Genomic DNA, 26,928 nt, shown 5'->3' on the forward strand with positions numbered 1-26,928 from the left:
GGGAAGTGTTTAAATACGTGTCTAAATAATGAATAGCCCTTACGCTACCTAGTACTTTTTATAGTGCTTTAATTTAAAAAGGCGCCTTTTTAAGACTTTGGATTTGGTGAGCAGTGTGGTTTAAATCATCGCTCACTTTATGTTGGCTACTGAATTTTGCTATGGATACCGCGATCTCAGCGGTCTGGATTACTCACTCCTTGTCTCATTCTAAATATAGGTCGTCGCGATCTCTGCGTTAAGGATTGAGGCTTTGTTGGAGCTCTCCCGATTTTTTATCGGGAAGCGACTGCCGAAAGCCTGACTGCATTGCAAAACAAAACAGTGTTTTGCAATGCGGTTACGCCCAAAATATAATATAAGTGGTAAATAAGCGTATTTTGGTGTTGCTTGGTTATTTAGAACCTATTATCTTTGCTATTCGAATTTAAAATTATTTATGATACATATCACATTACCTGATGGCAGTGTAAAGTCTTTTGATAAAGGGACTACACCAATGGATGTTGCTAAGAGTATTAGCGAGGGATTAGCGAGAAATGTAATTTCTGCAAAGTTTAACGAGACCGTAGTAGAAGCTTCAACGCCTTTAACCGAGGATGGATCGCTAACCTTGTTTACCTGGCAAAATGATGAGGGGAAGAAAGCGTTTTGGCATTCGTCTGCTCACGTATTGGCACAAGCTATACAGGAATTATACCCAGATGCTAAATTAACGATTGGACCAGCTATTGATAATGGATTTTATTATGATGTAGATTTTGGTGCGGTTAGTATTTCGGATAACGATTTTAAGACGATTGAAACTAAAATGCTTGAAATAGCTCGCGGAAAACACGAGTTTACAATGCGAGATGCGTCTAAGGCTGAAGCTTTAGATTTGTATAAGGACAATGCATACAAAACCGAATTAATTGAAAATTTAGAAGATGGTACCATTACGTTTTGTGACCATTCTACGTTTACAGATTTGTGTCGTGGTGGCCATATTCCGAATACGGGAATAATTAAGGCCATAAAAATACTATCGGTTGCTGGTGCGTATTGGAGGGGAGATGAAAATAACACACAGCTTACACGTGTTTATGGTATTACTTTTCCGAAACAGAAAGAGCTTACCGAATATTTACACCTCTTAGAAGAGGCTAAAAAGAGAGATCATAGAAAATTAGGTAAAGAACTGGAATTGTTTACTTTTTCGCAAAAAGTTGGTGCTGGTTTGCCATTATGGTTACCAAAAGGAGCCGCTTTACGTGAACGCTTGGAAGATTTTTTAAAGAAAGCACAGAAGAAAGCAGGATACGAAATGGTAATAACACCGCATATTGCGCAAAAGGAACTGTATGTTACTTCTGGGCATTATGCTAAATATGGTGAAGATAGTTTTCAACCTATTAAGACTCCAAAAGAGGGTGAAGAGTTTTTGTTAAAACCAATGAACTGTCCGCATCACTGTGAGATTTACAACCACGCGCAGTGGTCGTACAAGGATTTACCTAAACGTTATGCAGAATTTGGAACGGTTTATCGTTATGAGCAGAGTGGTGAGTTACATGGTTTAACCCGTGTAAGAGGATTTACTCAAGATGATGCCCATATTTTTTGTACTCCAGACCAATTAGATAAAGAATTTAAAGAGGTTATTGATTTAGTACTCTACGTTTTTGGCTCTTTAGGGTTTGAAAACTTTACTGCGCAAGTCTCTTTAAGAGACCCTAAGACTCCCGAAAAGTATATTGGTAGTCTCGAGAATTGGGAAAAAGCGGAGCAAGCTATTATAAGCGCTGCGAAAGATAAAGGCCTAAATTACGTGATTGAAACAGGGGAAGCTGCCTTTTATGGTCCGAAATTAGACTTTATGGTCAAAGATGCCTTAGGGAGACAGTGGCAGTTAGGAACGATTCAAGTAGATTATAATTTACCAGAACGTTTTGAGTTGAGTTATAAGGGTAGTGACAACGAAATGCACAGGCCAGTAATGATACACCGTGCTCCGTTTGGTAGTATGGAGCGTTTTATAGCTATTTTATTAGAGCATACAGGAGGAAATTTTCCGCTTTGGTTGATGCCAAATCAGGTCTCTGTATTAACTCTGAGCGAAAAATATGAGAAATACGGTAAAAAAGTTTTAAATTCGTTAGAAAATTACGAAATTCGCGCTCTTCTAGACAATAGGAATGAAACTATAGGAAAGAAGATTAGAGAAGCCGAAATGAGTAAGACACCATATATGATTATTATTGGTGAGAATGAAGAACAAGAAGGAAAAATATCTGTAAGACAGCACGGAGGAGAAGACTTAGGCACGATTAGTGTTGAAGAGTTCTCTAAGATTGTTACTACAGAAATCAGTAAAACATTAAAGGAATTTTAAAAAATAAGTTTAACTAAAAATATATAAGTCATAGCAATACGTAGAAAAAGATCAAGAGGACCTTTAAGAGTCATTAAAGAAGACCAACACAGAATTAACTCTAAAATTAGAGCTGAGAAAATACGTCTGGTTGGAGAGAACGTTGAAGTAGGAATATATTCAACCAAAGATGCTTTAGCAATAGCAGTAGAACAAGAGTTAGATCTTGTTGAGATTTCGCCAAAAGCCGATCCTCCTGTTTGTAAAGTTATGGATTATAAAAAGTTTCTTTACGAACAGAAGAAACGCGATAAAGCGATAAAATCTAAAGCGTCTAAAGTAATCATAAAAGAAATTCGATTTGGACCACAAACCGACGACCATGATTATGAGTTTAAAAAGAAACACGCCGAGAAGTTTTTAAAAGAAGGTGCTAAATTAAAAGCATTTGTATTCTTTAAAGGACGATCGATTGTGTTTAAAGAACAAGGACAAATACTATTGTTACGATTAGCTCAAGATTTAGAAGAGCTAGGAAAAGTCGAGCAAATGCCTAGATTAGAAGGTAAACGTATGACGATGTTTATTGCTCCTAAAAAGTAAATCCTTTATTAAGGAAAACATATTATAAGCGAAATAATTAAAACTAAGACACAAGATGCCTAAAATGAAAACAAAATCTAGTGCTAAAAAGCGTTTCAAGCTTACTGGTACTGGTAAAATAAAAAGAAAGCACGCGTTTAAAAGTCACATTTTAACAAAGAAATCTAAAAAACGTAAGCTAGCTCTGACGCATGATACATTAGTACATAAGGCAGACAAGAACAATGTTAAAATTATGTTACGTTTAAAGTAATATTTTTTTAACCGGTTACAATAATTATAAACCCTGGAGTTAGGCTTGGACTTAAATTTAATTAAGACACCTTAAAGTGTTCTAAGAACCGCCTACTACAAAACACATTTAAAATATGCCAAGATCAGTAAATTCTGTAGCCAAAAGAGCCAGAAGAAAAAAGGTGCTTAAACAAGCAAAAGGTTACTTCGGACGTCGTAAAAACGTTTGGACAATAGCAAAAAACGCGGTTGATAAAGCGATGCAATATTCGTACAGAGACCGTAGAGTTAAAAAGAGAACATTCCGTGCTTTATGGATTACGCGTATTAACGCAGGAGCTAGAATACACGGTATGTCTTACTCACAATTTATGGGTAAAGTAAAGTCTAATAATATTGAGTTAAACCGTAAGGTTTTAGCTGATTTAGCAATGAACAACCCAGTAGCTTTTGAAGCGATTGTAAACAAAGTAAAGTAAGGCATTTTGCCAATTAAAACTATAATTTCGCTTATATAACTAAATCCGATTCTGTATTGAATCGGATTTTTTTTGTGTAAAAATATTGTAAACCGTTAATACTTTAGCCATCGGAATACCGAACAGTAAACCCTATATTTACTAAGAAACTTTAAAACAGCACAATGCATATATCTCAAGTGAAATTGATAATTACAGATATGGACGGCACTTTACTTAATTCTAACCACGCCGTAAGTAACCGTTTTTTTGAATTGTATAAAGAGTTACAACGACACAACATCATTTTTGTCGCTGCCAGTGGAAGACCCTATTATAGTCTTATTGAAAAACTAGCACCTATAAAAGATGATATTATCTTCATTGCTGAAAATGGAGGCTTAGCAATTGAAAAAGACCATATTTTATTGTCTACTCCTATTAACGCTAAAGATTTGCACACTTTAACCACTTTAATAAACACTCTTGAAGACACACATCCTGTGTACTGCTCCAAAAATAAGGCGTATGTAAAGAGTAAATCGGCGGCCTTAATGGGATTGCTTTCTGAATATTATAAGAGCTATGTGGTGATAGCTGATGAAAGTGAGATTAAAGAAGACGTTTATAAAATTGCTTTATACCACGAAGAAAACTCAGAACAATACATATACCCTCATGTTAAGCATTTAGAAAAGAAATTTAAAGTAAAAGTTTCTGCAAACCATTGGGTAGATATTTCTGAAAACTTAGCCAATAAGGGACACGCTTTACAATTATTACAAGAAAAGTATGGAATCAGTAGCGCCGAAACTATGGCTTTTGGAGATTATAATAATGATATTGAAATGTTAGAAGGTAGTTATTTTAGTTATGCTATGGGTAACGCTCATCCCAACGTGAAGGCAATAGCACGCTTCGAAACTATTACAAACGACGAAAATGGTGTAGAATGTGTTCTCGAACAGTTGCTTTTAGCAAAGAGAGCATTGGTTTTAAAACAGTAATTACTTTAGATTAGTCTTATTCACCCCACATCTCAAATTCAACTTCCTGTTTTTTTATGAATAGCCGATATTTTAAGACTATCTTCTTTTCCTTTTAAATACAAATCACCTATAAAGGTTTGCGATAGTTTACGGCTTAGTTTTAACTCTTTTAGCAATTCGTTGGAACATAATAAAAATTCGTTGTATTTATTACACTCATCTTGAATACGCGCTGTTGTATTTATGACATCGCCATGGTATGCAATTTCCTTTTTAACACTTCCAACTTCGGTAACAATTAGATTTCCTCCGTGAACACCTGCCTTAAAAGTTGGTGTCAATCCGTATTTCTTAGTGTAGTATTTACCTCTTTTATCTAAACGGTACTGGAAATGAAAGAAGATTTCTAAGCAATTATTATATTTAATTCCGCTTTTATAGTCCCAACTTAACACCGCTTCGTCTCCCACATACTGATAAATTTGTGCATTATACTTCCCAACAATCCGATTTAAATCGAAAAAGCAATCTTGAATTAATTCGCTGTATTTGTAATGGCCCAATTGTTCGGCTATTGTAGTTGACGATTGCAAATCGAGAAACATAAAGATGCGTTTTTCCTCTCTTGGTTTTCTATATTTACCAATTAAGAAATTAAAGAATACTCCTTTTCCAAACTTTTCGTTGGCTATTTTTAAAAACGAAAACACTAAAGAGCAAATTAGAAAATAGGCAACCACCAACCAAAAAACCTGGTTTGTTTGCCACCAACCTAGCTCGTCGTTGTCTAGATTTAGATCCATTGTGGCTTCCACTAAAGAAAACACATAACTTAATGCGAGAATTAAACCTAGTAAATAAATGAAGGATTTCTGTAATAGAATTAACCCTAGCGAAAAATTTTTGAATAAGTAATTATCGAAAAGATATTCTACTATAGCAAATAAGGTACCTATAATACCCCCTAAAATAACCCCGAGATATAAAATTTCTTTTATGAGCGATTCTCCGTTATCAATGCCTTCCTCCTCACCTAACGCGTGGTAACGTATAAAAATAAATAAACAGAAAGCGAAAGACCAAAATAGAATGGTAGATGCTAAAAGCTTCAAGAAGTTTAGTAAATCGAGTTTCAAGTGCGTTTTTTAATTTAAAATTTCGTCGATAGCAAACTTAAACTCACTCCAGCTTACAGAACCATTTGTGTCTTTATCGTATGCCTCAATTAGTTTTACAGCCACAACACCTCTAATAAATCCGCTAATTTCAGCGTCTTTTAAAAGATTTATAATTTCCTTCTTTGATAGTTTGCCATCTCCATTATCATCAAAAAACTGAAACGCTTTTTCTGGTGAATCGAAATTTTTGGTCATCAGTATTTGAATTTTGTTTAATATGACTTCTTTTGTGGACATTGATTTAAATTTACTTAAAAGTAAGGAATAAAATTTGCTTTTAACAGAATTAATTTCATAAAAAAAGGCCGCATTACTGCGGCCTCTGATAAATAATATTTTTTTTAATTCTTAATTTTTAATCACTTTTTTAGAAAACTCACCTGATTTGGTTTGTATTCTTAATAGATATATTCCGTTGCTAAAACTTGTCATATCCAACGTAGTCATCGTGTCATTATTAGATTTACTTATTAGTACTCTACCGTTAATATCATAAATAGTTACTTGCATATCTATTCCTATGTTATTATTTATAATTAGTAAACCCCGTGTTGGATTTGGATAAATTGCGATGTCGTTTAACATTACATTATCGTTAACTCCCAATGTTTCATCTACAGTTACTACAATTTCTACACGTTCGCTTTCACACCCATTATTGTTTGAACTAGCAACCCAATAGGATGTTGAGCCCACTGTATCTGTATTTGGTGTTGGCAAATTTACATCTCCTGCTCCTCCAGTTTCTGTAGTATACCACATTAAACCTGTACCTCCTGATGTTGCTGTTAATTCGCTAGCGGTATCTCCTTCATTGTAAACTATAGGAGAAGTTACTGTTGGTATTGTAGGTATTACAGAACCAGTAGTCACCGGAGAACCTGCTATCCAGTTACTTGAGGTTCCTGTTAAAGCAAAGTTTGTTAATGTTCCATTATTTCCAAATGTGGTGTCATCAATTAAAGTAGTAATGCCTGTGTTATCGGCTTCTGCAGCACCTTGATTAAATTTATAATAGGCAACTAAACCTGTTTCAGTACCTTGTAATTCGCAGTTTTTACTTCTATTAATCTGTTCAGCTGTTCTCGCGACGTTCCAAATACGAACATCATCTATAGAAGCATCCAGAAATCTATCAGAATAATTAAGATCTTTTCCTAAGCTTAAGTTTTTATTAGCATTACCAACAGTGATTGAAAAAGATTGAGAAGCGACCTGAATACCATCTACATATATTTTTGCTGTTGTACCATTATATACACCTGCAATATGATGCCACGTATTTTCACTTATACTATTTGCTGGAGAAAATGTTTCATTCCAACCCGCATTTGCTACTACAAAATTTACAACACCATTGCCTCCTGCTCTTAACATATATCCAGAAGTATTTGCTCCATCATTTTTATTAATTATATTTCCTAAAAATGAAGCTGACGCAAAAGAATTAAAATTCACATAAGCTTCTAACGTAATCGTATTTCCTGTAATTTGTAAACTAGAATCATCTCCACAATCTACATAATCGTTGATGCCTCCCAAATTTAAATGTGTTGCGGCTTCATAAACGTTTACTACAATTTCAATACGTTCACTTTCACAACCACTATCGTTTGTACTAGCAACCCAGTAAGAAGTTGGTCCTACGATTAAAGTATCTGGTATGGGTGCTGTTGTGGCTCCTAAACTTCCTGTTTCTTGAGTGTACCACATAACACTTGATCCTCCTGATGTTGCGGTTAGTTCACCTGCAGTATCTCCTTGAGTATACGTTAAAGGTGTCGTTGCTGTTGGTATAGATGGTATTGTAGAACCCGTTATAACAGGCGAACCTAATAACCAGTTACTGGTTACACCTGTTAATCCAAAGCTTGTTAATGTTCCAACATTATTATTGGTTGAATTATCTGTTAGGGTTGTAATAGTTGTATTATCTTCTGAATCATACCCTTGATTACACTTATAATACGCCAATAAATCTGATTCGTCACCTTGTATTTCACAGTTCTGTCTTCTAATAATATCATCAACTGACAATGCTTTATTCCAAATTCGGACTTCGTCAATATCACCATTAAAATAAACACTTGGCGTTAAATTACTCGCACCTAAAACTATATAACCAAAATCTTGAGTTGAAAAATGTGTATCTGTACCAACTAAAACACCATCTACATATAAAGTTCTTTCGGTTAGTGTAACAATTTCTGCTACATGATGCCAATTATCATCGTTATAGGTTAATGCAGAGGTTATAGTATGTGCGCCTCCATCAAAAACATACGCATTTAAATTACCATTCTGGAGATATATTGTTTTATTAAAACCACCAGAATTAGGTAAATCAGAATCTGCGTTATTAAATAATGTTCCATTAGGGCTCGAGGTTTTAAACCAGAGCTCGTGTGTGTAATTATTTTCTTGAATATTAGAAGCTCCTATGTTTATACTTACATAATCATCCACTCCATCAAAATTTAAATGTGTTGCTGGATTAAAAACTTCAATTTTTTGAGTTGTTGATGTTAAGCTATCCGTCATACCACAACCAGTAGATGAAGGTTCTGACAAAACTGCGTAGTAATAATAAGTTCCCGGTATAGTTGTATCTGGTAAATGATTTTTAAAATCTTGAACGTTAATTTGTGCTAATGTAGACACGACCATTTCGTTTATTAAAACACCATTAGTAGTTGAATTAGTAACATTTCTATACCACGAAATTTTATAATTAGTTGCTATTTGTGGTTGAGAATTTCCATAGGCACAAAAAGAAATTGGCAGCTGTAATGAATTTGGTGTTTCATTTAACACATAGGTTGCGCTTCCTGTTAAAGGATCAATATCTGTTACTTGAATATAATAATTAGCGTTAGCAAAATTAAGACTAATAAAAGCCACAAAAAATAAGTAAAATTTTAATTTCATATAGTGTAGGTTTAGTTATGAATAATAATGCTGCAAAACTAAATTTTAATATATAAAATAGAACAAACAAGGTCTAAAGCGCTTTATTTTGTATGTAGAATACTACTTAAAATATTTAGCGTAAGTTCTTGATAACGGAATCTCTAAACCATTAACTACTACAGAATTTGAAGTTACGCGCTCTACTTTACTTTTGTTTACTATATAAGACCTGTGTGACTTTATAAATAAATCTGAGGACAGTTTTTCTTCAAGAGCAATTAAAGACTGTCTAACAATATATTTCCTTGACGTTGTCTGAATAGTTACGTAGTTACCATCTGCAACAAAATACCTAATGTCTGAATGTTTTAAGTTAACTGTGTCATAACCATCTTTAAACTGAAACGTTTGCATTTTTCTTTTATATATGGCTAGCCTAATAGACGCTAAAACATCTACTTTTTTTAGTGGTTTCGTTAAATACGCATCAGGATTTGTTTGCAAAGCCTCATTCATTGATGTAACATCGTGCTGACCTGTAATAAATATAACGACAGCGCTGTCATTTTTAGCTTTAGACAACTCTATTCCTGAGTTTACACCTTTTAAATTGATATCCATTAAAATAATATCTGGTAAAAAAGCGGTCATTTCCTGCACTGCTATTTCTTTATTATTTGCTATTCTAATTTTGGTAAAATGTTCTTCCTCTAAAAGATCGGCTATATATTCTGCTATTATTATTTCATCCTCAACAATAAGAATTTTTGAAGCACTCTCTTTAATCATTCTCAATTTCTTTTACTACTGAAAAAGAGAAACCATCAGCCGTGTTAATTGTATACTCCATTTCTAATTGACGACAGATTTTATCTATCAGTTTTGGTTTAATAATTGTATTTATAGTGGTTAATCCGTTATCAGAATAGACAAAAAAAAGCCTGTCATTATATTTTATTTCGAAATTAATTTCTTTATCCTCTTGATTATTAAAAGCATACTTTATAGAATTTATACATAACTCGGTAAGTAATAATCCAAAATACATAGCATAATCTGTGGGGATCTCTACAGAAGCAATTTTAAAATTGACTTGAATGTCATTTTCCTTAAAGACATCGAAAAAACTGGTTTTCACATCGTTTAAATAACCGTTAATGTCCACTTTTCTTTTGTCTTCATTTTTATATAAATGTCTATGTAACGTAGAAATGGCCTCTACTTTTGTCAAAATGTTTTTGAGTTGGAAACGCTCTTGATCGGACGTTTTCTTTAATTGATCTGAAATAAGAATAATAACCAATTGCAAATTATTATTAATACGATGATTAGCCTCACTTAATAGAAATTCGTTCTCTTGTGATAGTATTTGAAGCTGTTTATTACTTTTTCTTGCTCTTCTTAGAAAATAGACAAATAATAAAACCACTGTAATAGAAAAGACAAACAATCCGGTTGCCACATAGAGCTTTACTTTATTGGATGCCAAAGCTCTCTTTTGGTTTAAAATCTCTAAGTTATTAATTTTAATTTGACTCTCTTTAGCTGCCAGATCGTATTTTTCTTCTAGTTCGAATAGAAATTCATTGTGCTCCTTTTTATAATATATATCGGTAAGTTTAAGTCTAGTTTCTAAATACTCATAAGCTTTTTCTATATTTCCTAATTTCTCATAACAATTACGAACATTATCGGTAAATAAAATTTCGTTAAAAAGCGAATTATTCCCTTTCGCGAGTTTCAATGCTTGCATTGACTCTTTTAAACCAGTCTCAAACTGTTTATCTTTTATTAAAATTCTTGTATAATTAACATAGGCGTCCGCTTGCTGTTGCACTAAATTATTAGCTATCGAAAAAACTATTAATTCTTGAAGATAATCTATGGCTTTGTCATATTGTTTGCGCTCTTCATAAACACCAGAGATTTCTAGTGTAGAATAAAAAACAACATCTTTGTCATCTCCCTTCTTCGCCAATTGTAATGCTTTATCTGCGTAAAACAATGTCGAATCGGGAATCCTAAAATATTCTGAAAAAAGCGCCGCCTTTCTGCCATAATACTTAGATAACATAGCATCATCAATTTTAGTGTTCTTTAAAATCACTTCTGCTTTATCTAACTGTGAAGAAGCCTGCCTATACAACGTTCTTTTTCTATAAAATTCAGCCTTTTTTACGTGGTAGAAAAACGCGATAGGCTTATTGTTACTACTCTTGATTTTTTTATAAGCTTTTAAATAAAAATTGTTCGCTGTGTTAAAATCTAATTGTAATTTATAAATCTCTGCTAACCCCAAAAGCAAATAGATTTCTTGCTCTTTATTACTAGGCTCTAGTAAGTGCTGGTCGTAATACTTAATGGCTTGATCTAATTTATTTTCATAAATTAACTTTTGACCAAAATCGACAATGTTATCGCTCTGTGAAAAGGACACTTGAGATATAAAGTAGAGTATTGAGATTAATAGATATTTCATTCTAAGTTTTCTGCTTCTTCTTTTTAGCGGCTGGAAACAAGACGTTATTTAAGATTAAGCGATAACCAGGTGATGTAGGATGCAAATCGAGTTCGGTTTTTGGGTCGCCCACTTTATGTGTATAATCTTCTGGATCGTGGCCGCCATAAAAAGTAAAAAAACCTTTTCCTTTTATACCATGAATATATTTTGCTTCTTGATTGGTTCGGTTTTCTCCCATAACTAAGACATTCGGTTTAATTAATTCTCGGGCGAATGCGGTGGTTTGTCCCATAAACCCCTTTACTAAAGCGGTGTGATTTTGACATAGCATTGTAGGAATAGGATCCCATTTTGCCGAGAAATCCATCAATGAAAAGTAATCAGTTTCTTTAGGAATGCTGCGCTTACTCGTCATATCGATACTAGAAAATTCGTAGACTAAAGGACTGCGTTCTAAAATATAATCGGTAAACGCCAGTGTTTTATGGTAATCTAATTTAGATTGGTAGTTGGGCTCACTCGGGTCGTCATCGAACATTGGCTCGCAAATATCGACTCCAGTGGCCGATAAAGCAATATCAAAACTATCGGTGGCACTACACATAGCAAACATAAAGCCACCACCCACAACATAATCTCTAATTTTTAGTGCGACATCACGTTTGGCTTCAGATACTTTGTTATAACCCAATGATTTTGCTAACGCTTCGGCTTCTTTCTTTTCTTCGATATACCACGATGCGCTTCGGTAATTTCTATAAAATTTACCATATTGCCCCGTAAAATCTTCGTGATGTAAGTGTAACCAATCGAATAACAATAAACCATCGTCTAAAACTTCTGTATCATAAATAGTTTCGTAAGGAATCTCAGCGTACGTTAATACCATTGTTACGGCATCATCCCAAGGAGATTTTCCGTTGGGAGTATACACAGCAATTTTTGGTGCTTTTTCTAAAACCACTGCCGCCATATTTTTACTTGGACTACTAATAGTCTCTAAAATCTCCTCAGTATTTGTATTGCTTAAGACTTCAAAGCTAACACCTCTAATTTGGCATTCGCGTTGAACAGCCTTAGAATCTGGCAATAAAAAGGAACCACCACGATAATTGAGTAACCATTTAACCTTTATATTTCGAGCTAACGACCAATAGGTAATACCGTAAGCCTTTAAATGATTTTTTTGAGTGTCGGCATCCATAGGAATTAAAATATAGGACGCAGATGCGTTCGAGGTTAATAGTAAAAATGCGAGGTAAAAAATATACTTTTTCAATTTCTTATTCTTTTTATTACGCTCACTACACCTTTTAAAACTTCAGGTTTCTTTTATTTTGTAAGCATTAGAAAGATAGTTAAAAAACAGGCTTTTTAATACACTTTTACTTTTATCTTACATTTTAGAAATTAAAAACTCGCCAATTTAAGATATCATAGTGGCTACGCCTTTAGTACTATTAAATTGCTCCAATATAATTTTTAGAAACACAGTAATTGGAATGGCCATTATAAGTCCCGGAATACCCCAAATAAAGCCCCAAAACATTAGCATAACCAAAACGGTAATAATATTTATAGAAAATGATTTTCCCATAAATATAGGTTCTAAAATAGAGCCAAATAATATTTGAACCCCAGAAATAGCGATTATAAAAAACAGTAACGTACTACCCGTTTCTAATTCTACAAAGGCAAAAATAGAGAGTAAAATAATAGTAATAAAAGAACCAACCATCTGGACGAAGTTTATTAAGAATGCAAAAATCCCCCAAAATATAGGAAAACTAACATCAAAACCATAGCAAGCTAAAGTTATTCCAACCCCGGTTAACAAACTTACAATAAACTTTACTTTAATGAATTTTATAAGATCTTTCTCAATTTTCCTAAAGGTTTTTATTGAGGTATGCTTTTTCTTTAATAGTGTTTTATTTAATACTTTTTCTATATTTATGGATTCCGCTAACCACAATACCACAAAGAAGGTCGTCATTAATAAAGCCGTTAAAAAGCTACTGACAAAACCAAAAGTTGTCCCAAAGTTTTTTACAAGGGCATCTTGATTTATGTAGCTCGATAAACTTTTATCGGCTGCCGTACCACTTGCCGTACCAAAAAAGGTTTCCACATCAAAAATGAGTGTTTTAATTTTAGTTTCTGCTTTTTCAAAAAACTGAGAATCTGAAGCGACAATTTCTTTACTAGACAGTTTAACCACCTCTGCTCCGAGCTTAATGCCTAAGAAAATAATAATCATTACGATAATTATACTTATTATTTTTGGCACTTTACGACGTCTTAAAAAACGCATTAAGGGCAAAAACAACAATGCTATAAACATTGAAAACACAAGTGGTACAAAAATAAACGACAATACTTTTAACAAGTAAAATATTATAGGTATTACTATAACTAATAGTAACATATTTGTGGTACGGATTTTATCCATTTTGGCTTCTAAATGATTTTATATTTTATATCACAAAAGTACTAAAAAAGTTTATTGAAATGCTGTTTTTTAAAACGGAACATCGTCATCTTCGGGAGAACCAAATGCATCTTGTGGTGTTGCCGAAAATCCACCAGAACTAAAAGTATCTTCTCCTTCGTTTTCATTCATTTTACTATGAAATTCTTGACCAAAAGGCGTATCAAAATCATCCAGGTTATCGAACTTACCAAGGTTACCAATAAATTTAAGTCGAATATTTTCTAAACCACCATTACGGTGTTTTGCTATAATAAACTCGGCTTGACCAGCAGTTGGAGAATGATCGTCGTCGTCCCACTCATCAATTTTATAATATTCGGGACGATAAATAAACGATACAATATCGGCATCTTGCTCAATGGCTCCAGATTCACGTAAATCGGATAATAAAGGACGTTTACTTCCTCCCCTAGTTTCTACAGCACGCGATAACTGCGATAACGCAATTACCGGTACACTTAATTCTTTTGCTAACGCCTTAAGGTTTCGCGAAATTGTAGAAATTTCTTGCTCTCTATTTCCTCCACTTCCTGCAGCCGTCATTAACTGCAAGTAATCGACAATAATCATCTTAATACCGTGTTGTGAAGCCAAACGTCTTGCCTTTGCGCGTAAATCGAAAATAGAAAGTGATGGTGTGTCATCAATAAAAAGAGGTGCTTTTTCTAACGCCTTCACTTTCACATTAAGCTGCTCCCACTCATGCTTTTCTAACTTCCCTGTTCTTAATTTTTCTGAGGATAATCCAGTTTCACTAGAAATTAAACGTGTTATTAATTGTACGGATGCCATCTCTAAAGAGAAAAAGGCTACTGGTATATTATGGTTAACAGCAATATTTCTGGCCATCGATAATGTTAAGGCTGTTTTACCCATACCTGGACGTGCGGCAACGATAATTAAATCACTTTCCTGCCACCCTGAGGTTAATTTATCTAATTTATCAAATCCTGAAGGAATACCACTCATCCCTTCTTTCTTTGAAATTTCTTCAATTTTCTTTTTCGCTAGAATTACTAAATCTTGAGCCGTTTCACTCGATTTTTTAATATTTCCTTGCGTTACTTCATATAACTTCGACTCTGCTTTATCTAACAGATCGAAAACATCCTGAGTCTCGTCGTAAGCATCCTCGATAATTTCACTCGATATTTTTATTAAGCTACGCTGAATAAATTTCTGTAAAATAATACGTGCATGAAATTCGATATGTGCAGAAGAAGACACCTTTTGGGTTAAAGATATAAGGTAAAAATCGCCGCCTGCAGCTTCTAACTTTGCATTTGTTTTTAATTGCGTAGAAACGGTTAATAAGTCAATAGGTTGACTCTCTTGAAACAACATAAATATCGCTTCAAAAATATGCTGATGTGCTTCTTTATAGAAGGCATCAGCGCTTAAAATGTCGATAACTTCATCTACCCCTTTTTTATCGATCATCATTGCCCCAAGCACAACTTCTTCTAAATCAGTTGCTTGTGGCGGTATTTTACCACGCTCAAGATTAATAATCTTGTTTTTGTCGACTGGATAGCCTTTTAATTGATTGGGTTGGTTCATGAAAGCTAAAGTAAATAAATTGTACTGAAAATGTGTCTTATAAAGTTAATCAATCTTAACAGGTAATGAACATTTTGAGTGTTAATAACTTGAATTTCTTGTTAATAAGCATAAAAAAATCTGAAAGACCAGCTTTCAGATTTTACTCTATATAGGTTTTAAGACTACTACCCTTTGAATACTCCCATTTGAGAATATTTGTCCATACGATTACTTACTAAATCTTTTGATGATAACTTTTTTAATTCGTCGTATGCTTTTTCAATGGCTGTTTGTACCGAAGCAAATGTTTTTTGACGGTTACTATGGGCACCACCAAGTGGTTCCTTTATAATTTCGTCTACTAGCTTCATTTTTTTCATATCTGTAGCCGTAAGTTTTAAAGATTCTGCGGCTTGTTCCTTATATTCCCAACTTCTCCATAAAATTGAAGAGCAAGATTCTGGAGAAATTACAGAGTACCATGTGTTTTCTAACATCATCACTTTATCTCCAACACCTATTCCTAAGGCACCACCAGAAGCACCTTCACCTATAACAATAGTTATAATAGGTACTTTTAAGCGGGTCATTTCTAATATGTTTCTTGCAATAGCTTCGCCTTGACCGCGTTCTTCTGCTTCTAAGCCCGGGTAAGCACCAGGAGTATCTAATAAGGTAATTACTGGAATACCAAATTTCTCGGCAGATTTCATTAAACGTAACGCTTTACGATAGCCTTCAGGATTTGCCATCCCAAAGTTTCTGTATTGGCGTGTTTTAGTATTGGTTCCTTTTTGCTGACCAATAATCATATAACTCTGGTCTCCAATTTTACCAAGACCACCAATCATCGCTTTATCATCTTTAAAGCATCGGTCGCCGTGTAATTCTAAAAAAGTATCACCACAAAGCGCCTTGATATAATCTAAAGTGTAGGGTCTTTCTGGGTGACGCGACATTTGCACACGTTGCCATGGCGTTAGATTTTTATATATATCTTTCTTAGTATCTTTAAGTTTTTGCTCTATTTGTTTACAGGTTTCAGAAACATCAACTTCACTTTCCGAACCAATAATCTGGCATTTTTGGAGCTGTTGCTCTAGCTCTTTTATAGGTAATTCAAATTCTAAATATTCCATTGGGAAATATTGTTTAATTTTTTTGTTAGTGTACAAATATAAAAACTTTAATCGGCTTATGTGTTAAGACCGTTTCCTTTTTATATATTTTATGTTTTTAATAATGCCATTTAATAAGACAGTACCTAGTATTATTGCTGCTCCAAAATAAAATGATGACGACATATTTTCTGACTCTGGAAAAAGTATAAGCGCCACTACAATGCCATAAATAGGCTCTAAGTTAAACGTTAATACTACCGTATAGGGACTTATGTAACGCATAACATACACTGCAGCTATAAAAGCGTATGCTGTACATACAGAGGCTAAAATAATTAAATAACTTAAGTCTGAAACGCTGATATTAAAATGACTTGCTGTAAACCCATTACCGAAAAAATAAATGAATATAGAAATAAATAATACCCCACTTACAAACTCGTAAAACGAAATTTTAGTGGCCGAATGTGTTTCCTTAAACTTCCCATTTAATACGGCGAATAATGACGATAAAAAAGCTGACAAAATACCCAAAAGGATTCCTTTTATGTAGCGTATTTCACCCTGCATTAAAATGTAAACACCAACAATAACTATACAACCAAAAATAATTTCATACCAAATCACTTTGCGTTTATAAACTAAGGGTTCTATTAATGAGGCAAAAAAAGCACCGGTTGAGAACATTGCTAAAGCAATAGACACATTGGAGACGTCGATAGATTCAAAAAAAGTTATCCAATGTAACGCGATAACTACTCCAGCCCCAGCTAGTCTCATTAAGTCTCTACACCCTATTTTAATATCGACGTTAGCTATTTTAATGTAAATAAACATTAAAATTGAAGCGATAAGCATTCTATACCATACTAAAGCAACCGCTTCTATGGTGATTAGTTTTCCTAAAATAGCGGTAAACCCTGCTATAAAAACTAAAAGATGTAAATGAAGGTAGTTTTTTAATTTATCGTTTGGCATTGATAAGAAGAATAACAGCTATGATTCCAAAGATAATATTTGGAAACCACACAGCCAATAACGGAGAAAAGTCTGATTGCGAGGCTAAGGTTCCAAATATCTTATCGAAAAACACAAACACCATAGCAATACAAATACCAAATGCTAAGTTTACTCCCATTCCTCCCCTTCTTTTACGATAGGATACGGCCACCGCTATAATGGTTAATATAAATACCGAAACTGGTAAACTCCATTTTCTATATAATTCTAATTTATAGCGCCCAATATTAGACGATCCTCGTTTTTCTTCACGGTCTATAAAATGAACAAGTTCGTTATATTTTAAGGTTTCTGCTATATATTCCTCAGGGGTTAAATCTTCTAAATCGAAAGAAAACAGTGTATCTTTTCGCCGTGTTACCTCGAGAATATCGTGGTGTGCATTAATCTTTCTTTTTACGTAGTTATTTAATCGGTACGTAGAATCTTTTTCAATATAACGAATTCTATCAGCACTAATTTTAAAGCTCATTTTACCATCGTTAAAATGCTCTAAGGTAAAATTTCGACCAGTTTTAGACTTAGCGTCAAAATTACTAACGTAAATAATATCGTTATCGTTAATCTGTTTCAATACATTAGTATTAACCTCTTTCCTTCCTTTTAGGTATTTATACTGAAAATCATTAAATCCCTTACTGGCATTTGGTGCTAAATATAATCCTAATAAAATTGAGAATGCAGCAACGCTAGTTGCTCCAAAAATATAAGGCCTTAAGAAACGAGAAAAGGAAACACCTGAACTTAAAAAAGCGACAATTTCTGTGTTATTTGCGAGTTTGGAGGTGAACCAAATCACGGATAAAAATAAAAATAACGGAAATAATAAGTGCGCAAAGTAAATGGTGAAATCTAAGAAATAGATTAAAATCTCACCCATAGGCACATTGTTATCTATAATTTTACCAATTTTCTCGGCGAGGTGTACTGTTATTCCAATAGGAATAAATAGCATAATCATCACCGCGAAAGTTAATAGATAACGTTTTAATATGTACCAATCGAGTATTTTCAATGTTTCGATTTAAAAGCTCTACGAATAGAGTAATTAATGGATTTTTAGGGTTTTATTTTTATGCTACTGCTTTAAAATAGTATAAAATCAAGAATTTAAAATTAAACCGATTTACAAACGTTTATCCATTTGCTTTACCAATTTATCTTTCCATGTTCTAAAATCTCCTGCTAATATATGTTTTCTTGCCTCTCTAACCATCCACATATAAAAACCTAAGTTGTGAATAGTCGCTATTTGTTTCGCCAAAAGTTCGTTTACACTAAATAAGTGGCGTAAATAAGCTTTAGAATACTCGGTATCTACGAAGGTCATTCCCATTTCATCAATTGGAGAGAAATCTTCGCGCCATTTTAAATTTTTAATATTTATGGTACCGTGAGCCGTAAAAAGCATTCCGTTTCTGGCATTACGAGTCGGCATTACACAATCGAACATGTCGACTCCTAAAGCAATATTCTCTAGGATATTAATTGGTGTTCCCACCCCCATTAAATAGCGGGGTTTATCTTCCGGTAAAATAGCTGTTACCACTTCGGTCATTGCATACATTTCCTCAGCAGGTTCACCCACAGACAATCCGCCAATAGCGTTTCCAACTGCTCCAGCATTCGCGATATATTCGGCAGACTGCTTACGTAAATCCTTGTAAGTACTTCCTTGAACAATCGGGAAAAAAGCTTGAGAATAGTCGTATTTTAAAGGTGTTTTATCTAGATGTGAAATACAGCGATCTAACCAACGGTGCGTCATGTGCATCGACCGTTTTGCATAATTATAATCGCAAGGATATGGCGTACACTCGTCGAAGGCCATAATAATATCGGCACCAATACTACGTTGAATTTCCATTACATTTTCTGGAGTAAAAAAATGGTAACTTCCGTCAATGTGCGATTTAAACTTTACCCCTTCCTCTTTAATTTTTCTATTTGCAGATAAAGAATACACTTGGTATCCTCCAGAATCGGTTAAAATATTTCGATCCCAATTCATAAATTTATGTAAACCACCCGCTTTTTCTAAAACGTCTATTTGTGGTCTCAAGTACAAGTGATAGGTATTACCTAAAATAATATCTGGATTAACCTCCTCCTTTAACTCTCTTTGGTGAACACCTTTAACAGTACCAACGGTACCTACGGGCATAAAAATCGGAGTTTCAATAATACCGTGATCGGTTGTAAGTACTCCCGCTCTAGCGTTACTTTGTGTATCTTTTCCTTTTAAATCGAATGTCATAGTGCATTGTAATCTTCAGTTCGCAAACCTACTATAATTTTTTAATTTTTAAATTCTATTTATGATTATTTTAGGCAGATTATGTCTGTTATCGTTAAATTAAAAGACTTCCCCTTAAAATAAAGGAAACTGTCGCGTACACGACATAACACGTTTTATCTGAGAACTTTTCAGCGTTAATACTTAAAATTGTTAGCAAATTATTGGCTTTGGTTGATAAGTGCCGTTAATCTGTTTTGTATAAACTATATAATAAACTATTTTTGCAGTATATAAATTAAGCTAAATAAAATGCCAAACACACAACAACTAGAAGACATTACAACCCAAGTGCGCAGAGATATTTTACGTATGGTTCACAAAGTAAACTCTGGACATCCTGGGGGTTCTTTAGGCTGCGCAGAATTTCTTGTAGCACTTTATAACGACATTATGGACAGAAAAGATGGTTTTGATATGGACGGAATTGGAGAAGATTTGTTTTTTCTTTCTAACGGCCACATTTCTCCAGTTTTTTATAGTGTTCTTGCACGAACAGGTTATTTTCCTGTAGACGAATTAAGTACGTTTCGTTTATTAAATTCACGTTTACAAGGTCACCCAACAACGCACGAAGGTTTGCCAGGAATAAGAATCGCTTCTGGTTCGTTAGGTCAAGGTATGAGTGTTGCCTTAGGTGCTGCTCAAGCTAAAAAACTTAACGGTTGTAAGCATTTAGTATATAGTTTACATGGTGATGGTGAGTTACAAGAAGGCCAAAATTGGGAAGCCATTATGTATGCTGCCGGTAATAATGTGGACAATCTTATTTCTACAATCGATTTAAACGGTCAGCAAATTGACGGTGCTACAGAGACTGTTTTATCTTTAGGAAGTGTGCGTGCTAAGTTTGAAGCTTTTGGATGGATTGTTATTGATATTGAAAAAGGAAATAATATAGAAGCGGTTTTAAAAGGAATGGCCGAGGCGAAATCTAAAACTGGCAACGGCAAACCTGTTTGTGTATTACTACATACCGTAATGGGTAACGGTGTCGATTTTATGATGCATACGCACGCTTGGCACGGAAAAGCGCCTAACGATGAGCAATTAGCTGAAGGCTTAAGCCAAAACGCTGAAACTTTAGGAGATTATTAAACCAATATCTAGTTCAATTTAAAACATCCCTTTTTTAGGGCATTATTTATGAAAACATACGAAAACACAGGAAATAAAGATACACGTTCAGGTTTTGGAGCAGGGTTAACAGAGCTTGGAAAAACAAATGAAAATGTCGTTGCATTGTGTGCCGATTTAATTGGCTCGCTAAAAATGGACGATTTTAAGAAAAATAATCCAGAACGTTTTTTTCAAGTCGGAATCGCTGAAGCCAACATGATTGGAATGGCTGCTGGTTTAACTATTGGAGGAAAAATACCGTTTACAGGAACCTTTGCTAACTTTTCTACCGGTCGTGTTTACGATCAAATAAGACAAAGTGTTGCCTATTCTGGAAAGAATGTAAAAATTTGTGCTTCTCACGCGGGGTTAACTTTAGGTGAAGATGGTGCAACACACCAAATATTAGAAGATATTGGGCTAATGAAAATGTTGCCAGGTATGACCGTGATTAACCCTTGCGATTACAACCAAACAAAAGCAGCAACACTAGCCATTGCAGATTATGAAGGCCCTGTTTATTTACGTTTCGGGAGACCGTCGGTAGCAAACTTTACGCCTGAAGATCAAAAATTTGAAATAGGAAAAGCTCTACATCTTGTTGATGGTGCCGATGTTACCATTGTAGCCACTGGACATTTAGTTTGGGAAGCTTTAGAAGCTTCAAAAGAATTAAATGAAAAAGGAATTTCGGCTGAAGTCATTAATATTCACACCATAAAACCGTTAGATGCCCAGGCAATTATTGATTCTGTAAGTAAGACAAAATGTATAGTCACTGCTGAAGAGCATAACCATTTAGGAGGTTTAGGAGAAAGTGTTGCCCGTGTGTTATCGCAACATAAACCAACCCCTCAAGAGTTTGTAGCAACCAACGATACTTTTGGCGAATCTGGAACTCCAGCGCAGCTTATGGAAAAATATGGATTGAATAGTGACGCCATTGTTAAAGCTTGCGAAAAAGTAATATCAAGAAAATAAATTAGATTAATTGTCGTTTTAACTAATCACACAAAACGATGATTATGAAAAAAATAGTAACTACCGCTTTGTTTTTAGTGGCAATCACTTCAGTTTTTGCGCAAGAACAAAGCGGTTTTGGTTTAAAAGGAGGTGTTAATTATAATGCCAACGGCGATTATTATAATGCTGCAAAGCAATCGTCCGAAAGCCCAGAATCGACCATAGGCTACCATATAGGCGTTTTTGGTAAAATGGGGGGGAACTTTTATTTTCGCCCCGAATTAATGTATACTAAAACAGAAACTGATTATTCTTCAGGTAGTTTTAAATTACAAAAACTAGACGCTCCACTTTTAGTCGGTTTACATATAATTGGTCCATTGCAAGTGTTTGCAGGCCCCTCTCTACAGTATATTATAGACTCAGATTTTGAAAACGCAACAATCGGCGATTTTAAAAGTGATTTCACCGTGGGACTCAATCTAGGTGTTGCATTAAGCTTTAATAAAGTAGGGATTGATCTCCGCTACGAAAGAGGTTTTAATGACAAAGAAGTATCTTTAATTAGTGATAACTCCACGACTAATATAAACCGTTTAGATGTGCGAGCGCATCAGCTTATTTTATCGTTATCAATTTTACTATAGTGTTTAAAATTAATCACAAAAAAAAGCCAACTCGTTCGAGTTGGCTTTTTTTATTTTGTGATTTGCTTTTTATATTAGTTGTTCTCTATAGATTCGGTAGATGTTGCGTCTAAATAATTAGGCGTTCCATTTCCATTTGTATCATCATTAGTAGGATCTCCGTCTTCATTAATATCTTCATAACGTGTTAAAACACCGTCACCATCATCATCATTATCAATAAAATTTGGCAATCCGTCGCCATCAGTATCATCGCTAAAACCATAACCATCACCTTCTAAATCTTCTAAGTGTGAAGGCACGCCATCTAAATCAAAATCGGTATTACTTCTTGTAATAACTCTAAATCTAAAGAAAACAGGAGAGTAACTAGGTATTTCATTTACAGTAGAAGAAAAATACCCTAACCCTGAAGGCACAAAAACAGCACCAATTCCATGATTATGATAAACTGTTTCTCCACTAGCGTTATCGGTAAACCCTTCAGAAGCTTTAAACTTTACCAAGCCTTCTCTAAATCCGGTAATAACTCCAGCTTGAGCGCCCACAGCTGTTAAATTAAAAGACGTATTAACCGTTACAGCGCTATCAAAAATAGTCCCATCTGGCAAAGATCCTTTATAGAGTACAGATGCTTTATCAAGACGGTGAACATCGTCTCCTAAACCTTCTCTAACTTTTAATATATAGAGCTCATAATCTACCCCATCTTGATATACCGTATCTATTTCTAATTTTGGATACGTAGCACTATTTAAAAAAGACATAATAGACAAATCTGTAGACGTTTCCGTGAGCTCGGTAAATTCTATCTTATAAGAATCGTTTGGCGTTATAGTTGGTGGCGATGTAGATAAATCACTATAAGCAAGATTTTCTTGGAATTCAGCATAATTAAAAGTGTAACTTTCTAAAAACGCTTCAATGTCGACTCTATTTTCATTATAAACTTCTTGTCTGTCTCTTTCAATAAATTGAGTGGTAAACTCATCATCCTTTTTACAAGACACCAGAATAATACCGATAGCAAATGTTACTAAGAAAAGTTTTGTTATTTTCATAATGCTTATTTTTGCTGCAAGATAAGTTTAAATATAATTTTGTACAATATCATTAACGTAGAATTTAAATTAATTATATGCGAATAGATAAGTATTTATGGTGTGTGAGATACTATAAAACCCGAAGCATTGCCACAACGGCATGTAAAAAAGGACATATTAAGGTAAACGGACAAGCTGCAAAACCTAGTCGTGATGTATTTGCGACCGATAAAATCGAATTAAGAAAAGATCAAATAAACTATTCTTTATCTATTCTAGATGTGCCACCAAATAGGGTTGGTGCTAAACTAGTAGATATTTACAGAGTGGACACCACCCCGAAATCAGCTTTTGAAGCGCAAGAGTTGTTGAAACACGCAAAAGATCACTATAGAAAAAAAGGGACTGGACGCCCCACAAAAAAAGACCGAAGAGATATCGATGATATTTATAAAGAAAATGAATCGTAAAAATTGGTTTTAATAACAATTCAACTCTATATTTGACTAAAATAACTTCGTATGACAACTTTAAAAAACAGTATTTTATCTCACGACGAGATTAATCATAAAATAAAGAGAATTGCTTATCAAATTTATGAAAGCAATATGGATGAAACTGAAGTTATTTTGGCAGGAATTGATCGCAATGGCTATATTTTAGCTAAAAAACTAAAAACGGTATTAAGTAAAATTTCGCCTATAGCGCCTATTCTTTGCAAAGTGAGCATTGACAAGAAAAACCCTAGAGCAGTAATTAAAACGTCTTTAAAACCTGAAAAGTATACTAACAAATCTGTGGTATTAATTGACGATGTTTTAAACTCTGGAACCACTTTAGTTTATGGTGTACGCCATTTTTTAGACGTTCCTTTAAAACAATTTAAAACGGCTGTTTTAGTTAACAGAAACCACAAAAAATTCCCTGTAAAAGCCGATTTTAAAGGCATTTCGTTATCGACTTCATTAAACGAACACATCGATGTTATTCTAGAGGGCAAACATTTTGAAGCCCGATTACAATAGTTTTAATTGAAGTTCTTCTAACATTAATTCAGAATTTTTATTAGCATCTACGGTAAAATTGGCTTGGTTATAAAAATAGGAACGTTCAAATAAATGCTTACCAATAAACTCTGTAAGTAAGTCTTCAGTTTTTATATGTGCAATTAATGGGCGTTGGTGCTTTTCTTGCTTTAAACGTTCTACTAATGTAGGTATCGACGCTCTTAGATACACCGATTTTATATTTTCTGCAGTGCCTATTACGTCCATATTATCGTAATAACAAGGCGTTCCTCCCCCTAAAGCAATAATAATGGTGTCCTCACGCGCTAACACTTCTTGCAAGTATTTGCGTTCCACTTTTCTGAAATAAAGCTCACCGTGCTCTTCAAAAATAGATTTTATCGACTTATTTTCTTTCAACGCTATATAATTATCTAAATCTATAAATTCGTATTTTAAAATTGTAGATAGTTTTTTGCCAATAAAAGACTTGCCTGAAGCCATATATCCTAAAATAATTATTTTCATTTTTTGAGCTTATGAATTGATTTTGAAAAACATAGAAAATTGCTTTGCAAAAAAACGAAAAAAAAAGCAATACAGACTTGTGTAATTGATAAAAGGTTATATATTTGCACCCGCAATAAGGCTACAAAAAACATTGACCTGGTAGCTCAGTTGGTAGAGCATCTCCCTTTTAAGGAGAGGGTCCTGGGTTCGAGCCCCAGCCCGGTCACTAAAAAAGTTAAGCATCGCTTAACTTTTTTTTTGCTTTATATTTTTTTTAATACTGCGCACGTGGCGAAATTGGTAGACGCGCTGGCTTGAGGGGCCAGTGACCGCTTTAGGTCGTGGAAGTTCGAATCTTCTCGTGCGCACTTTAAAAAATCATCTTTTAATTTATACCCTATTCAATATTTTTATACATTTCTCTATAGTTACTGTATATTTTGTAGTCTCATTTAATTTTTCTATATTTATAACTTCATTATGAATCTCTTTAATGAGATAGCAACCTGCGACAACACGCGAAGGTGCTTAAACAATGAGCCTTTACAAAGGAAAAAAGTGTTTAAATCCTCACTTTATTTTAGCTTATTTGTTATCGCAGTGTTTTATTAATCTTAAACATTATAACTATGAAAACTGAATTAATTAAACTAAAATTGAAAGCAAACTCCTCAACTGGAGAAACTGCTCTGCACATTAAGAACACATTTATTAAAGCTTGCGAATCGCTAGACACTTCCATTTTTGAACCTTTAATAGAGGAAGATCAGAATTTTCAAGATCTTGATAAATATAGGTTTCTAAAGTCTATGAAAGTTGTATTTGACTCTTGTAAAGAAAAAGGATTTAAACAAACCACGATGATTAAAGGTCACTGCGAAAGTTGCTATTGTGATCATAAAGTATATCAATTTTACACCAACCAACTTGTACCCGCTTTTGCCTACATTATACACGAGGAAAACAGCCAAATTGAAGACATCTTTGCGTGCAACTTAAGTAGTGGTATGAGAGTTGTTGAAATGGGTAATTTACTAAATTACGATTTTTGGAAATAAATTCCAATCCTATTCTAGCTACTTAAATCTAGTCTTTTAAAATGTCACGAAAAATAAAATTCAAAACATATCTGAGTTTAGAAATGGTATTCTACAATATAAAATTCGATGAAGTCCCAACAAACTACGTTCATAAAGAGTGGTGATTACACGATACAACTATCGAAGGGATACCTGCTTTTCATAAACTTCAAAAAGGAATAGATAATTACGATTTTATCCCAGATATTAAATATTAAGGACTCATTAACGTACAAAAATATGCCATTATACCTTATAAATGTAAAAGCTTTCACTCAATAAGAGCTGTTACTAGCAAACAAAAGCAAGAGATTGTAAAAATTACATTTTTCACACCTTCCAAAATTAAAAAATAATCACCAAAATGGAATTAAACTAAGTCGTTGTGGATCAAGGAATGTTTTTGGGGAGTGACATAAATTAGGCATATAATTTAGTAAGTCTAAACAAGAAAAACTTAACATCTCTTACGCCTCTAAACATCGACCTGAACTCTTTGATTTTTGCATTAAAAGATTCCGCGGAAGCATTGGTGCTCCTGTTGTTAAAATAATTCAAAATTGGTTTGTAATGGATTTGTATAGACCTTGCAATGGTATTGAAGGACTTAAAGTTTGAGTTTTCTACTTCGTTATACCACTGAGCCAATTTTAGTCTTGCTACATCTTTATTCGTATTGTTTTCATATATATAACTTAGTGCTTGAGCTAACTTATAGGCTTTTTCAATAGTTGGATGAAGCTTAAACAATATTTCTGCTCTTTCTATTTGTGCTGCAGTCCTTTTTGTCTTTGGTTTACGTAGTATATGTCGACTCCTAGCCTGCAACTGGCTATGTGTATTACCATTAGCGAGAAGTTCTGGTCTATGCGTTTTTTCTGTTTTTCTAGCGTCTTCAATA

At 34.0% G+C, this 26,928-nt stretch carries 26 protein-coding genes, 2 tRNA genes and 1 riboswitch; of the genes, 13 read left to right on the plus strand and 15 right to left on the minus strand.

The features are described from left to right. Nucleotides 1-439 precede the first annotated feature (439 nt). The 5 genes from thrS to ES677_RS13745 all read left to right on the plus strand — a co-directional run bounded on the left by thrS (nt 440) and on the right by ES677_RS13745 (nt 4,655). Nucleotides 440-2,374 (plus strand): threonine--tRNA ligase, encoded by a 1,935-nt coding sequence (gene thrS, locus ES677_RS13725; protein WP_148370963.1) that lies wholly within the window; start codon nt 440-442, stop codon nt 2,372-2,374. 72 nt (nt 2,375-2,446) lie between these two features. Then, nucleotides 2,447-2,956, plus strand: a complete 510-nt coding sequence (gene infC, locus ES677_RS13730; protein WP_262712312.1) for a translation initiation factor IF-3 — start codon at nt 2,447-2,449, stop codon at nt 2,954-2,956. A gap of 55 nt (nt 2,957-3,011) precedes the next feature. Next, on the plus strand, nt 3,012-3,209 hold the full coding sequence (gene rpmI, locus ES677_RS13735; protein ID WP_148370965.1) for a 50S ribosomal protein L35: 198 nt from the start codon (nt 3,012-3,014) through the stop codon (nt 3,207-3,209). Between the two features lie 115 nt (nt 3,210-3,324). Next, the gene (gene rplT / locus ES677_RS13740; RefSeq protein ID WP_148370966.1) at nt 3,325-3,669 is read left to right on the plus strand and encodes a 50S ribosomal protein L20; all 345 of its coding nucleotides are present in this window, start codon (nt 3,325-3,327) and stop codon (nt 3,667-3,669) included. A gap of 164 nt (nt 3,670-3,833) precedes the next feature. Continuing rightward, nucleotides 3,834-4,655, plus strand: coding sequence for a Cof-type HAD-IIB family hydrolase (locus ES677_RS13745; protein ID WP_148381535.1), 822 nt, complete (start codon nt 3,834-3,836; stop codon nt 4,653-4,655). Between the two features lie 38 nt (nt 4,656-4,693). Here the strand turns inward: ES677_RS13745 and ES677_RS13750 are convergent, their stop codons facing one another. The 12 genes from ES677_RS13750 to tgt all read right to left on the minus strand — a co-directional run bounded on the left by ES677_RS13750 (nt 4,694) and on the right by tgt (nt 19,620). Next, nucleotides 4,694-5,749: an adenylate/guanylate cyclase domain-containing protein gene (locus ES677_RS13750; RefSeq protein ID WP_246124569.1), complete on the minus strand. Its 1,056-nt coding sequence runs from the start codon at nt 5,747-5,749 to the stop codon at nt 4,694-4,696. 33 nt (nt 5,750-5,782) lie between these two features. Further along, on the minus strand, nt 5,783-6,052 hold the full coding sequence (locus tag ES677_RS13755) for an EF-hand domain-containing protein (protein WP_148370969.1): 270 nt from the start codon (nt 6,050-6,052) through the stop codon (nt 5,783-5,785). Between the two features lie 111 nt (nt 6,053-6,163). After that, complete coding sequence (locus ES677_RS13760; RefSeq protein WP_148381537.1) at nt 6,164-8,743, minus strand: LamG-like jellyroll fold domain-containing protein; 2,580 nt, start codon at nt 8,741-8,743, stop codon at nt 6,164-6,166. A gap of 102 nt (nt 8,744-8,845) precedes the next feature. Beyond that, nucleotides 8,846-9,514: a LytR/AlgR family response regulator transcription factor gene (locus ES677_RS13765; RefSeq protein WP_148370971.1), complete on the minus strand. Its 669-nt coding sequence runs from the start codon at nt 9,512-9,514 to the stop codon at nt 8,846-8,848. After that, nucleotides 9,507-11,204 carry a sensor histidine kinase gene (locus ES677_RS13770; RefSeq protein ID WP_148381538.1) on the minus strand — a complete coding sequence of 566 codons (1,698 nt, stop codon included), beginning with the start codon at nt 11,202-11,204 and terminating at the stop codon, nt 9,507-9,509. Before ES677_RS13770 ends, ES677_RS13765 begins: the two co-directional genes overlap by 8 nt. A 1-nt stretch (nt 11,205) precedes the next feature. Further along, nucleotides 11,206-12,390, minus strand: coding sequence for an asparagine synthetase B (locus ES677_RS13775; RefSeq protein ID WP_148381542.1), 1,185 nt, complete (start codon nt 12,388-12,390; stop codon nt 11,206-11,208). A gap of 222 nt (nt 12,391-12,612) precedes the next feature. Continuing rightward, complete coding sequence (locus ES677_RS13780) at nt 12,613-13,638, minus strand: AI-2E family transporter (protein WP_148370973.1); 1,026 nt, start codon at nt 13,636-13,638, stop codon at nt 12,613-12,615. 69 nt (nt 13,639-13,707) lie between these two features. Beyond that, nucleotides 13,708-15,240, minus strand: coding sequence for a replicative DNA helicase (dnaB, locus tag ES677_RS13785; RefSeq protein WP_148370974.1), 1,533 nt, complete (start codon nt 15,238-15,240; stop codon nt 13,708-13,710). Between the two features lie 167 nt (nt 15,241-15,407). Then, the gene (locus ES677_RS13790; protein WP_148370975.1) at nt 15,408-16,361 is read right to left on the minus strand and encodes an acetyl-CoA carboxylase carboxyltransferase subunit alpha; all 954 of its coding nucleotides are present in this window, start codon (nt 16,359-16,361) and stop codon (nt 15,408-15,410) included. 63 nt (nt 16,362-16,424) lie between these two features. Further along, complete coding sequence (locus ES677_RS13795) at nt 16,425-17,321, minus strand: DMT family transporter (protein WP_148370976.1); 897 nt, start codon at nt 17,319-17,321, stop codon at nt 16,425-16,427. Further along, nucleotides 17,308-18,378 carry an LptF/LptG family permease gene (locus ES677_RS13800; RefSeq protein WP_148370977.1) on the minus strand — a complete coding sequence of 357 codons (1,071 nt, stop codon included), beginning with the start codon at nt 18,376-18,378 and terminating at the stop codon, nt 17,308-17,310. Before ES677_RS13800 ends, ES677_RS13795 begins: the two co-directional genes overlap by 14 nt. 111 nt (nt 18,379-18,489) lie before the next feature. Beyond that, entirely contained in the window at nt 18,490-19,620 is a 1,131-nt protein-coding gene (gene tgt, locus ES677_RS13805; protein WP_148381539.1) for a tRNA guanosine(34) transglycosylase Tgt, read from the minus strand. Between the two features lie 291 nt (nt 19,621-19,911). Between tgt and ES677_RS13810 the strand changes: the two genes are divergently transcribed. From ES677_RS13810 to ES677_RS13820, 3 genes are read left to right on the plus strand one after another with little or no spacing between them, the layout of a single operon-like run. Then, nucleotides 19,912-20,757, plus strand: coding sequence for a transketolase (locus tag ES677_RS13810; RefSeq protein WP_148370979.1), 846 nt, complete (start codon nt 19,912-19,914; stop codon nt 20,755-20,757). 48 nt (nt 20,758-20,805) lie between these two features. Next, nucleotides 20,806-21,759: a transketolase family protein gene (locus ES677_RS13815; RefSeq protein ID WP_148370980.1), complete on the plus strand. Its 954-nt coding sequence runs from the start codon at nt 20,806-20,808 to the stop codon at nt 21,757-21,759. A gap of 44 nt (nt 21,760-21,803) precedes the next feature. After that, nucleotides 21,804-22,388: a porin family protein gene (locus ES677_RS13820; protein WP_148370981.1), complete on the plus strand. Its 585-nt coding sequence runs from the start codon at nt 21,804-21,806 to the stop codon at nt 22,386-22,388. Between the two features lie 74 nt (nt 22,389-22,462). On the opposite strand, the gene ES677_RS13825 is transcribed toward ES677_RS13820, so the two are convergent. After that, on the minus strand, nt 22,463-23,449 hold the full coding sequence (locus ES677_RS13825; protein ID WP_148381540.1) for an FKBP-type peptidyl-prolyl cis-trans isomerase: 987 nt from the start codon (nt 23,447-23,449) through the stop codon (nt 22,463-22,465). Between the two features lie 77 nt (nt 23,450-23,526). On the opposite strand from ES677_RS13825, the gene ES677_RS13830 reads away from it, so the two are divergent. Together ES677_RS13830 and ES677_RS13835 are read left to right on the plus strand one after the other, a co-directional pair. Next, nucleotides 23,527-23,901, plus strand: a complete 375-nt coding sequence (locus ES677_RS13830; RefSeq protein ID WP_148370983.1) for an RNA-binding S4 domain-containing protein — start codon at nt 23,527-23,529, stop codon at nt 23,899-23,901. 51 nt (nt 23,902-23,952) lie between these two features. Then, on the plus strand, nt 23,953-24,456 hold the full coding sequence (locus ES677_RS13835; RefSeq protein WP_148370984.1) for a phosphoribosyltransferase family protein: 504 nt from the start codon (nt 23,953-23,955) through the stop codon (nt 24,454-24,456). Here ES677_RS13835 and ES677_RS13840 read toward each other — a convergent pair. Continuing rightward, the gene (locus ES677_RS13840; protein WP_148370985.1) at nt 24,448-24,966 is read right to left on the minus strand and encodes a shikimate kinase; all 519 of its coding nucleotides are present in this window, start codon (nt 24,964-24,966) and stop codon (nt 24,448-24,450) included. The two genes, ES677_RS13835 and ES677_RS13840, sit on opposite strands and share 9 nt — an antisense overlap. Before the next feature lie 135 nt (nt 24,967-25,101). On the opposite strand from ES677_RS13840, the gene ES677_RS13845 reads away from it, so the two are divergent. The 3 genes from ES677_RS13845 to ES677_RS13855 all read left to right on the plus strand — a co-directional run bounded on the left by ES677_RS13845 (nt 25,102) and on the right by ES677_RS13855 (nt 26,006). Further along, nucleotides 25,102-25,174: transfer RNA gene (locus ES677_RS13845), tRNA-Lys, on the plus strand. A 56-nt stretch (nt 25,175-25,230) separates the two neighbouring features. Continuing rightward, nucleotides 25,231-25,316: transfer RNA gene (locus ES677_RS13850), tRNA-Leu, on the plus strand. Between the two features lie 102 nt (nt 25,317-25,418). Then, a riboswitch (SAM-I-IV-variant riboswitch) is annotated at nt 25,419-25,516 on the plus strand. 61 nt (nt 25,517-25,577) lie between these two features. Further along, nucleotides 25,578-26,006 carry a hypothetical protein gene (locus tag ES677_RS13855; RefSeq protein ID WP_148370986.1) on the plus strand — a complete coding sequence of 143 codons (429 nt, stop codon included), beginning with the start codon at nt 25,578-25,580 and terminating at the stop codon, nt 26,004-26,006. A 441-nt stretch (nt 26,007-26,447) separates the two neighbouring features. Here ES677_RS13855 and ES677_RS13860 read toward each other — a convergent pair. Further along, a partial coding sequence (locus ES677_RS13860) for a transposase (RefSeq protein WP_317130616.1) occupies nt 26,448-26,928 on the minus strand: 481 nt, incomplete at its 5' end.

Origin of the sequence: Bizionia gelidisalsuginis (assembly GCF_008086185.1) — a bacterium.
GTDB classification, from domain to species: domain Bacteria; phylum Bacteroidota; class Bacteroidia; order Flavobacteriales; family Flavobacteriaceae; genus Bizionia; species Bizionia saleffrena.

What these genes read in the sequence shown, in the direction of transcription:
- thrS (WP_148370963.1), top strand. Translation starts at nt 440, where the DNA reads ATGATACATATCACATTACCTGATGGCAGTGTAAAGTCTTTTGATAAA.
- rpmI (WP_148370965.1), top strand. Translation starts at nt 3,012, where the DNA reads ATGCCTAAAATGAAAACAAAATCTAGTGCTAAAAAGCGTTTCAAGCTT.
- rplT (WP_148370966.1), top strand. Translation starts at nt 3,325, where the DNA reads ATGCCAAGATCAGTAAATTCTGTAGCCAAAAGAGCCAGAAGAAAAAAG.
- ES677_RS13745 (WP_148381535.1), top strand. Translation starts at nt 3,834, where the DNA reads ATGCATATATCTCAAGTGAAATTGATAATTACAGATATGGACGGCACT.
- ES677_RS13755 (WP_148370969.1), bottom strand. Translation starts at nt 6,052, where the DNA reads ATGTCCACAAAAGAAGTCATATTAAACAAAATTCAAATACTGATGACC.
- ES677_RS13760 (WP_148381537.1), bottom strand. Translation starts at nt 8,743, where the DNA reads ATGAAATTAAAATTTTACTTATTTTTTGTGGCTTTTATTAGTCTTAAT.
- ES677_RS13765 (WP_148370971.1), bottom strand. Translation starts at nt 9,514, where the DNA reads ATGATTAAAGAGAGTGCTTCAAAAATTCTTATTGTTGAGGATGAAATA.
- ES677_RS13770 (WP_148381538.1), bottom strand. Translation starts at nt 11,204, where the DNA reads ATGAAATATCTATTAATCTCAATACTCTACTTTATATCTCAAGTGTCC.
- ES677_RS13775 (WP_148381542.1), bottom strand. Translation starts at nt 12,390, where the DNA reads ATGGATGCCGACACTCAAAAAAATCATTTAAAGGCTTACGGTATTACC.
- ES677_RS13780 (WP_148370973.1), bottom strand. Translation starts at nt 13,638, where the DNA reads ATGGATAAAATCCGTACCACAAATATGTTACTATTAGTTATAGTAATA.
- dnaB (WP_148370974.1), bottom strand. Translation starts at nt 15,240, where the DNA reads ATGAACCAACCCAATCAATTAAAAGGCTATCCAGTCGACAAAAACAAG.
- ES677_RS13790 (WP_148370975.1), bottom strand. Translation starts at nt 16,361, where the DNA reads ATGGAATATTTAGAATTTGAATTACCTATAAAAGAGCTAGAGCAACAG.
- ES677_RS13795 (WP_148370976.1), bottom strand. Translation starts at nt 17,321, where the DNA reads ATGCCAAACGATAAATTAAAAAACTACCTTCATTTACATCTTTTAGTT.
- tgt (WP_148381539.1), bottom strand. Translation starts at nt 19,620, where the DNA reads ATGACATTCGATTTAAAAGGAAAAGATACACAAAGTAACGCTAGAGCG.
- ES677_RS13810 (WP_148370979.1), top strand. Translation starts at nt 19,912, where the DNA reads ATGCCAAACACACAACAACTAGAAGACATTACAACCCAAGTGCGCAGA.
- ES677_RS13815 (WP_148370980.1), top strand. Translation starts at nt 20,806, where the DNA reads ATGAAAACATACGAAAACACAGGAAATAAAGATACACGTTCAGGTTTT.
- ES677_RS13820 (WP_148370981.1), top strand. Translation starts at nt 21,804, where the DNA reads ATGAAAAAAATAGTAACTACCGCTTTGTTTTTAGTGGCAATCACTTCA.
- ES677_RS13825 (WP_148381540.1), bottom strand. Translation starts at nt 23,449, where the DNA reads ATGAAAATAACAAAACTTTTCTTAGTAACATTTGCTATCGGTATTATT.
- ES677_RS13830 (WP_148370983.1), top strand. Translation starts at nt 23,527, where the DNA reads ATGCGAATAGATAAGTATTTATGGTGTGTGAGATACTATAAAACCCGA.
- ES677_RS13835 (WP_148370984.1), top strand. Translation starts at nt 23,953, where the DNA reads ATGACAACTTTAAAAAACAGTATTTTATCTCACGACGAGATTAATCAT.
- ES677_RS13840 (WP_148370985.1), bottom strand. Translation starts at nt 24,966, where the DNA reads ATGAAAATAATTATTTTAGGATATATGGCTTCAGGCAAGTCTTTTATT.
- ES677_RS13855 (WP_148370986.1), top strand. Translation starts at nt 25,578, where the DNA reads ATGAAAACTGAATTAATTAAACTAAAATTGAAAGCAAACTCCTCAACT.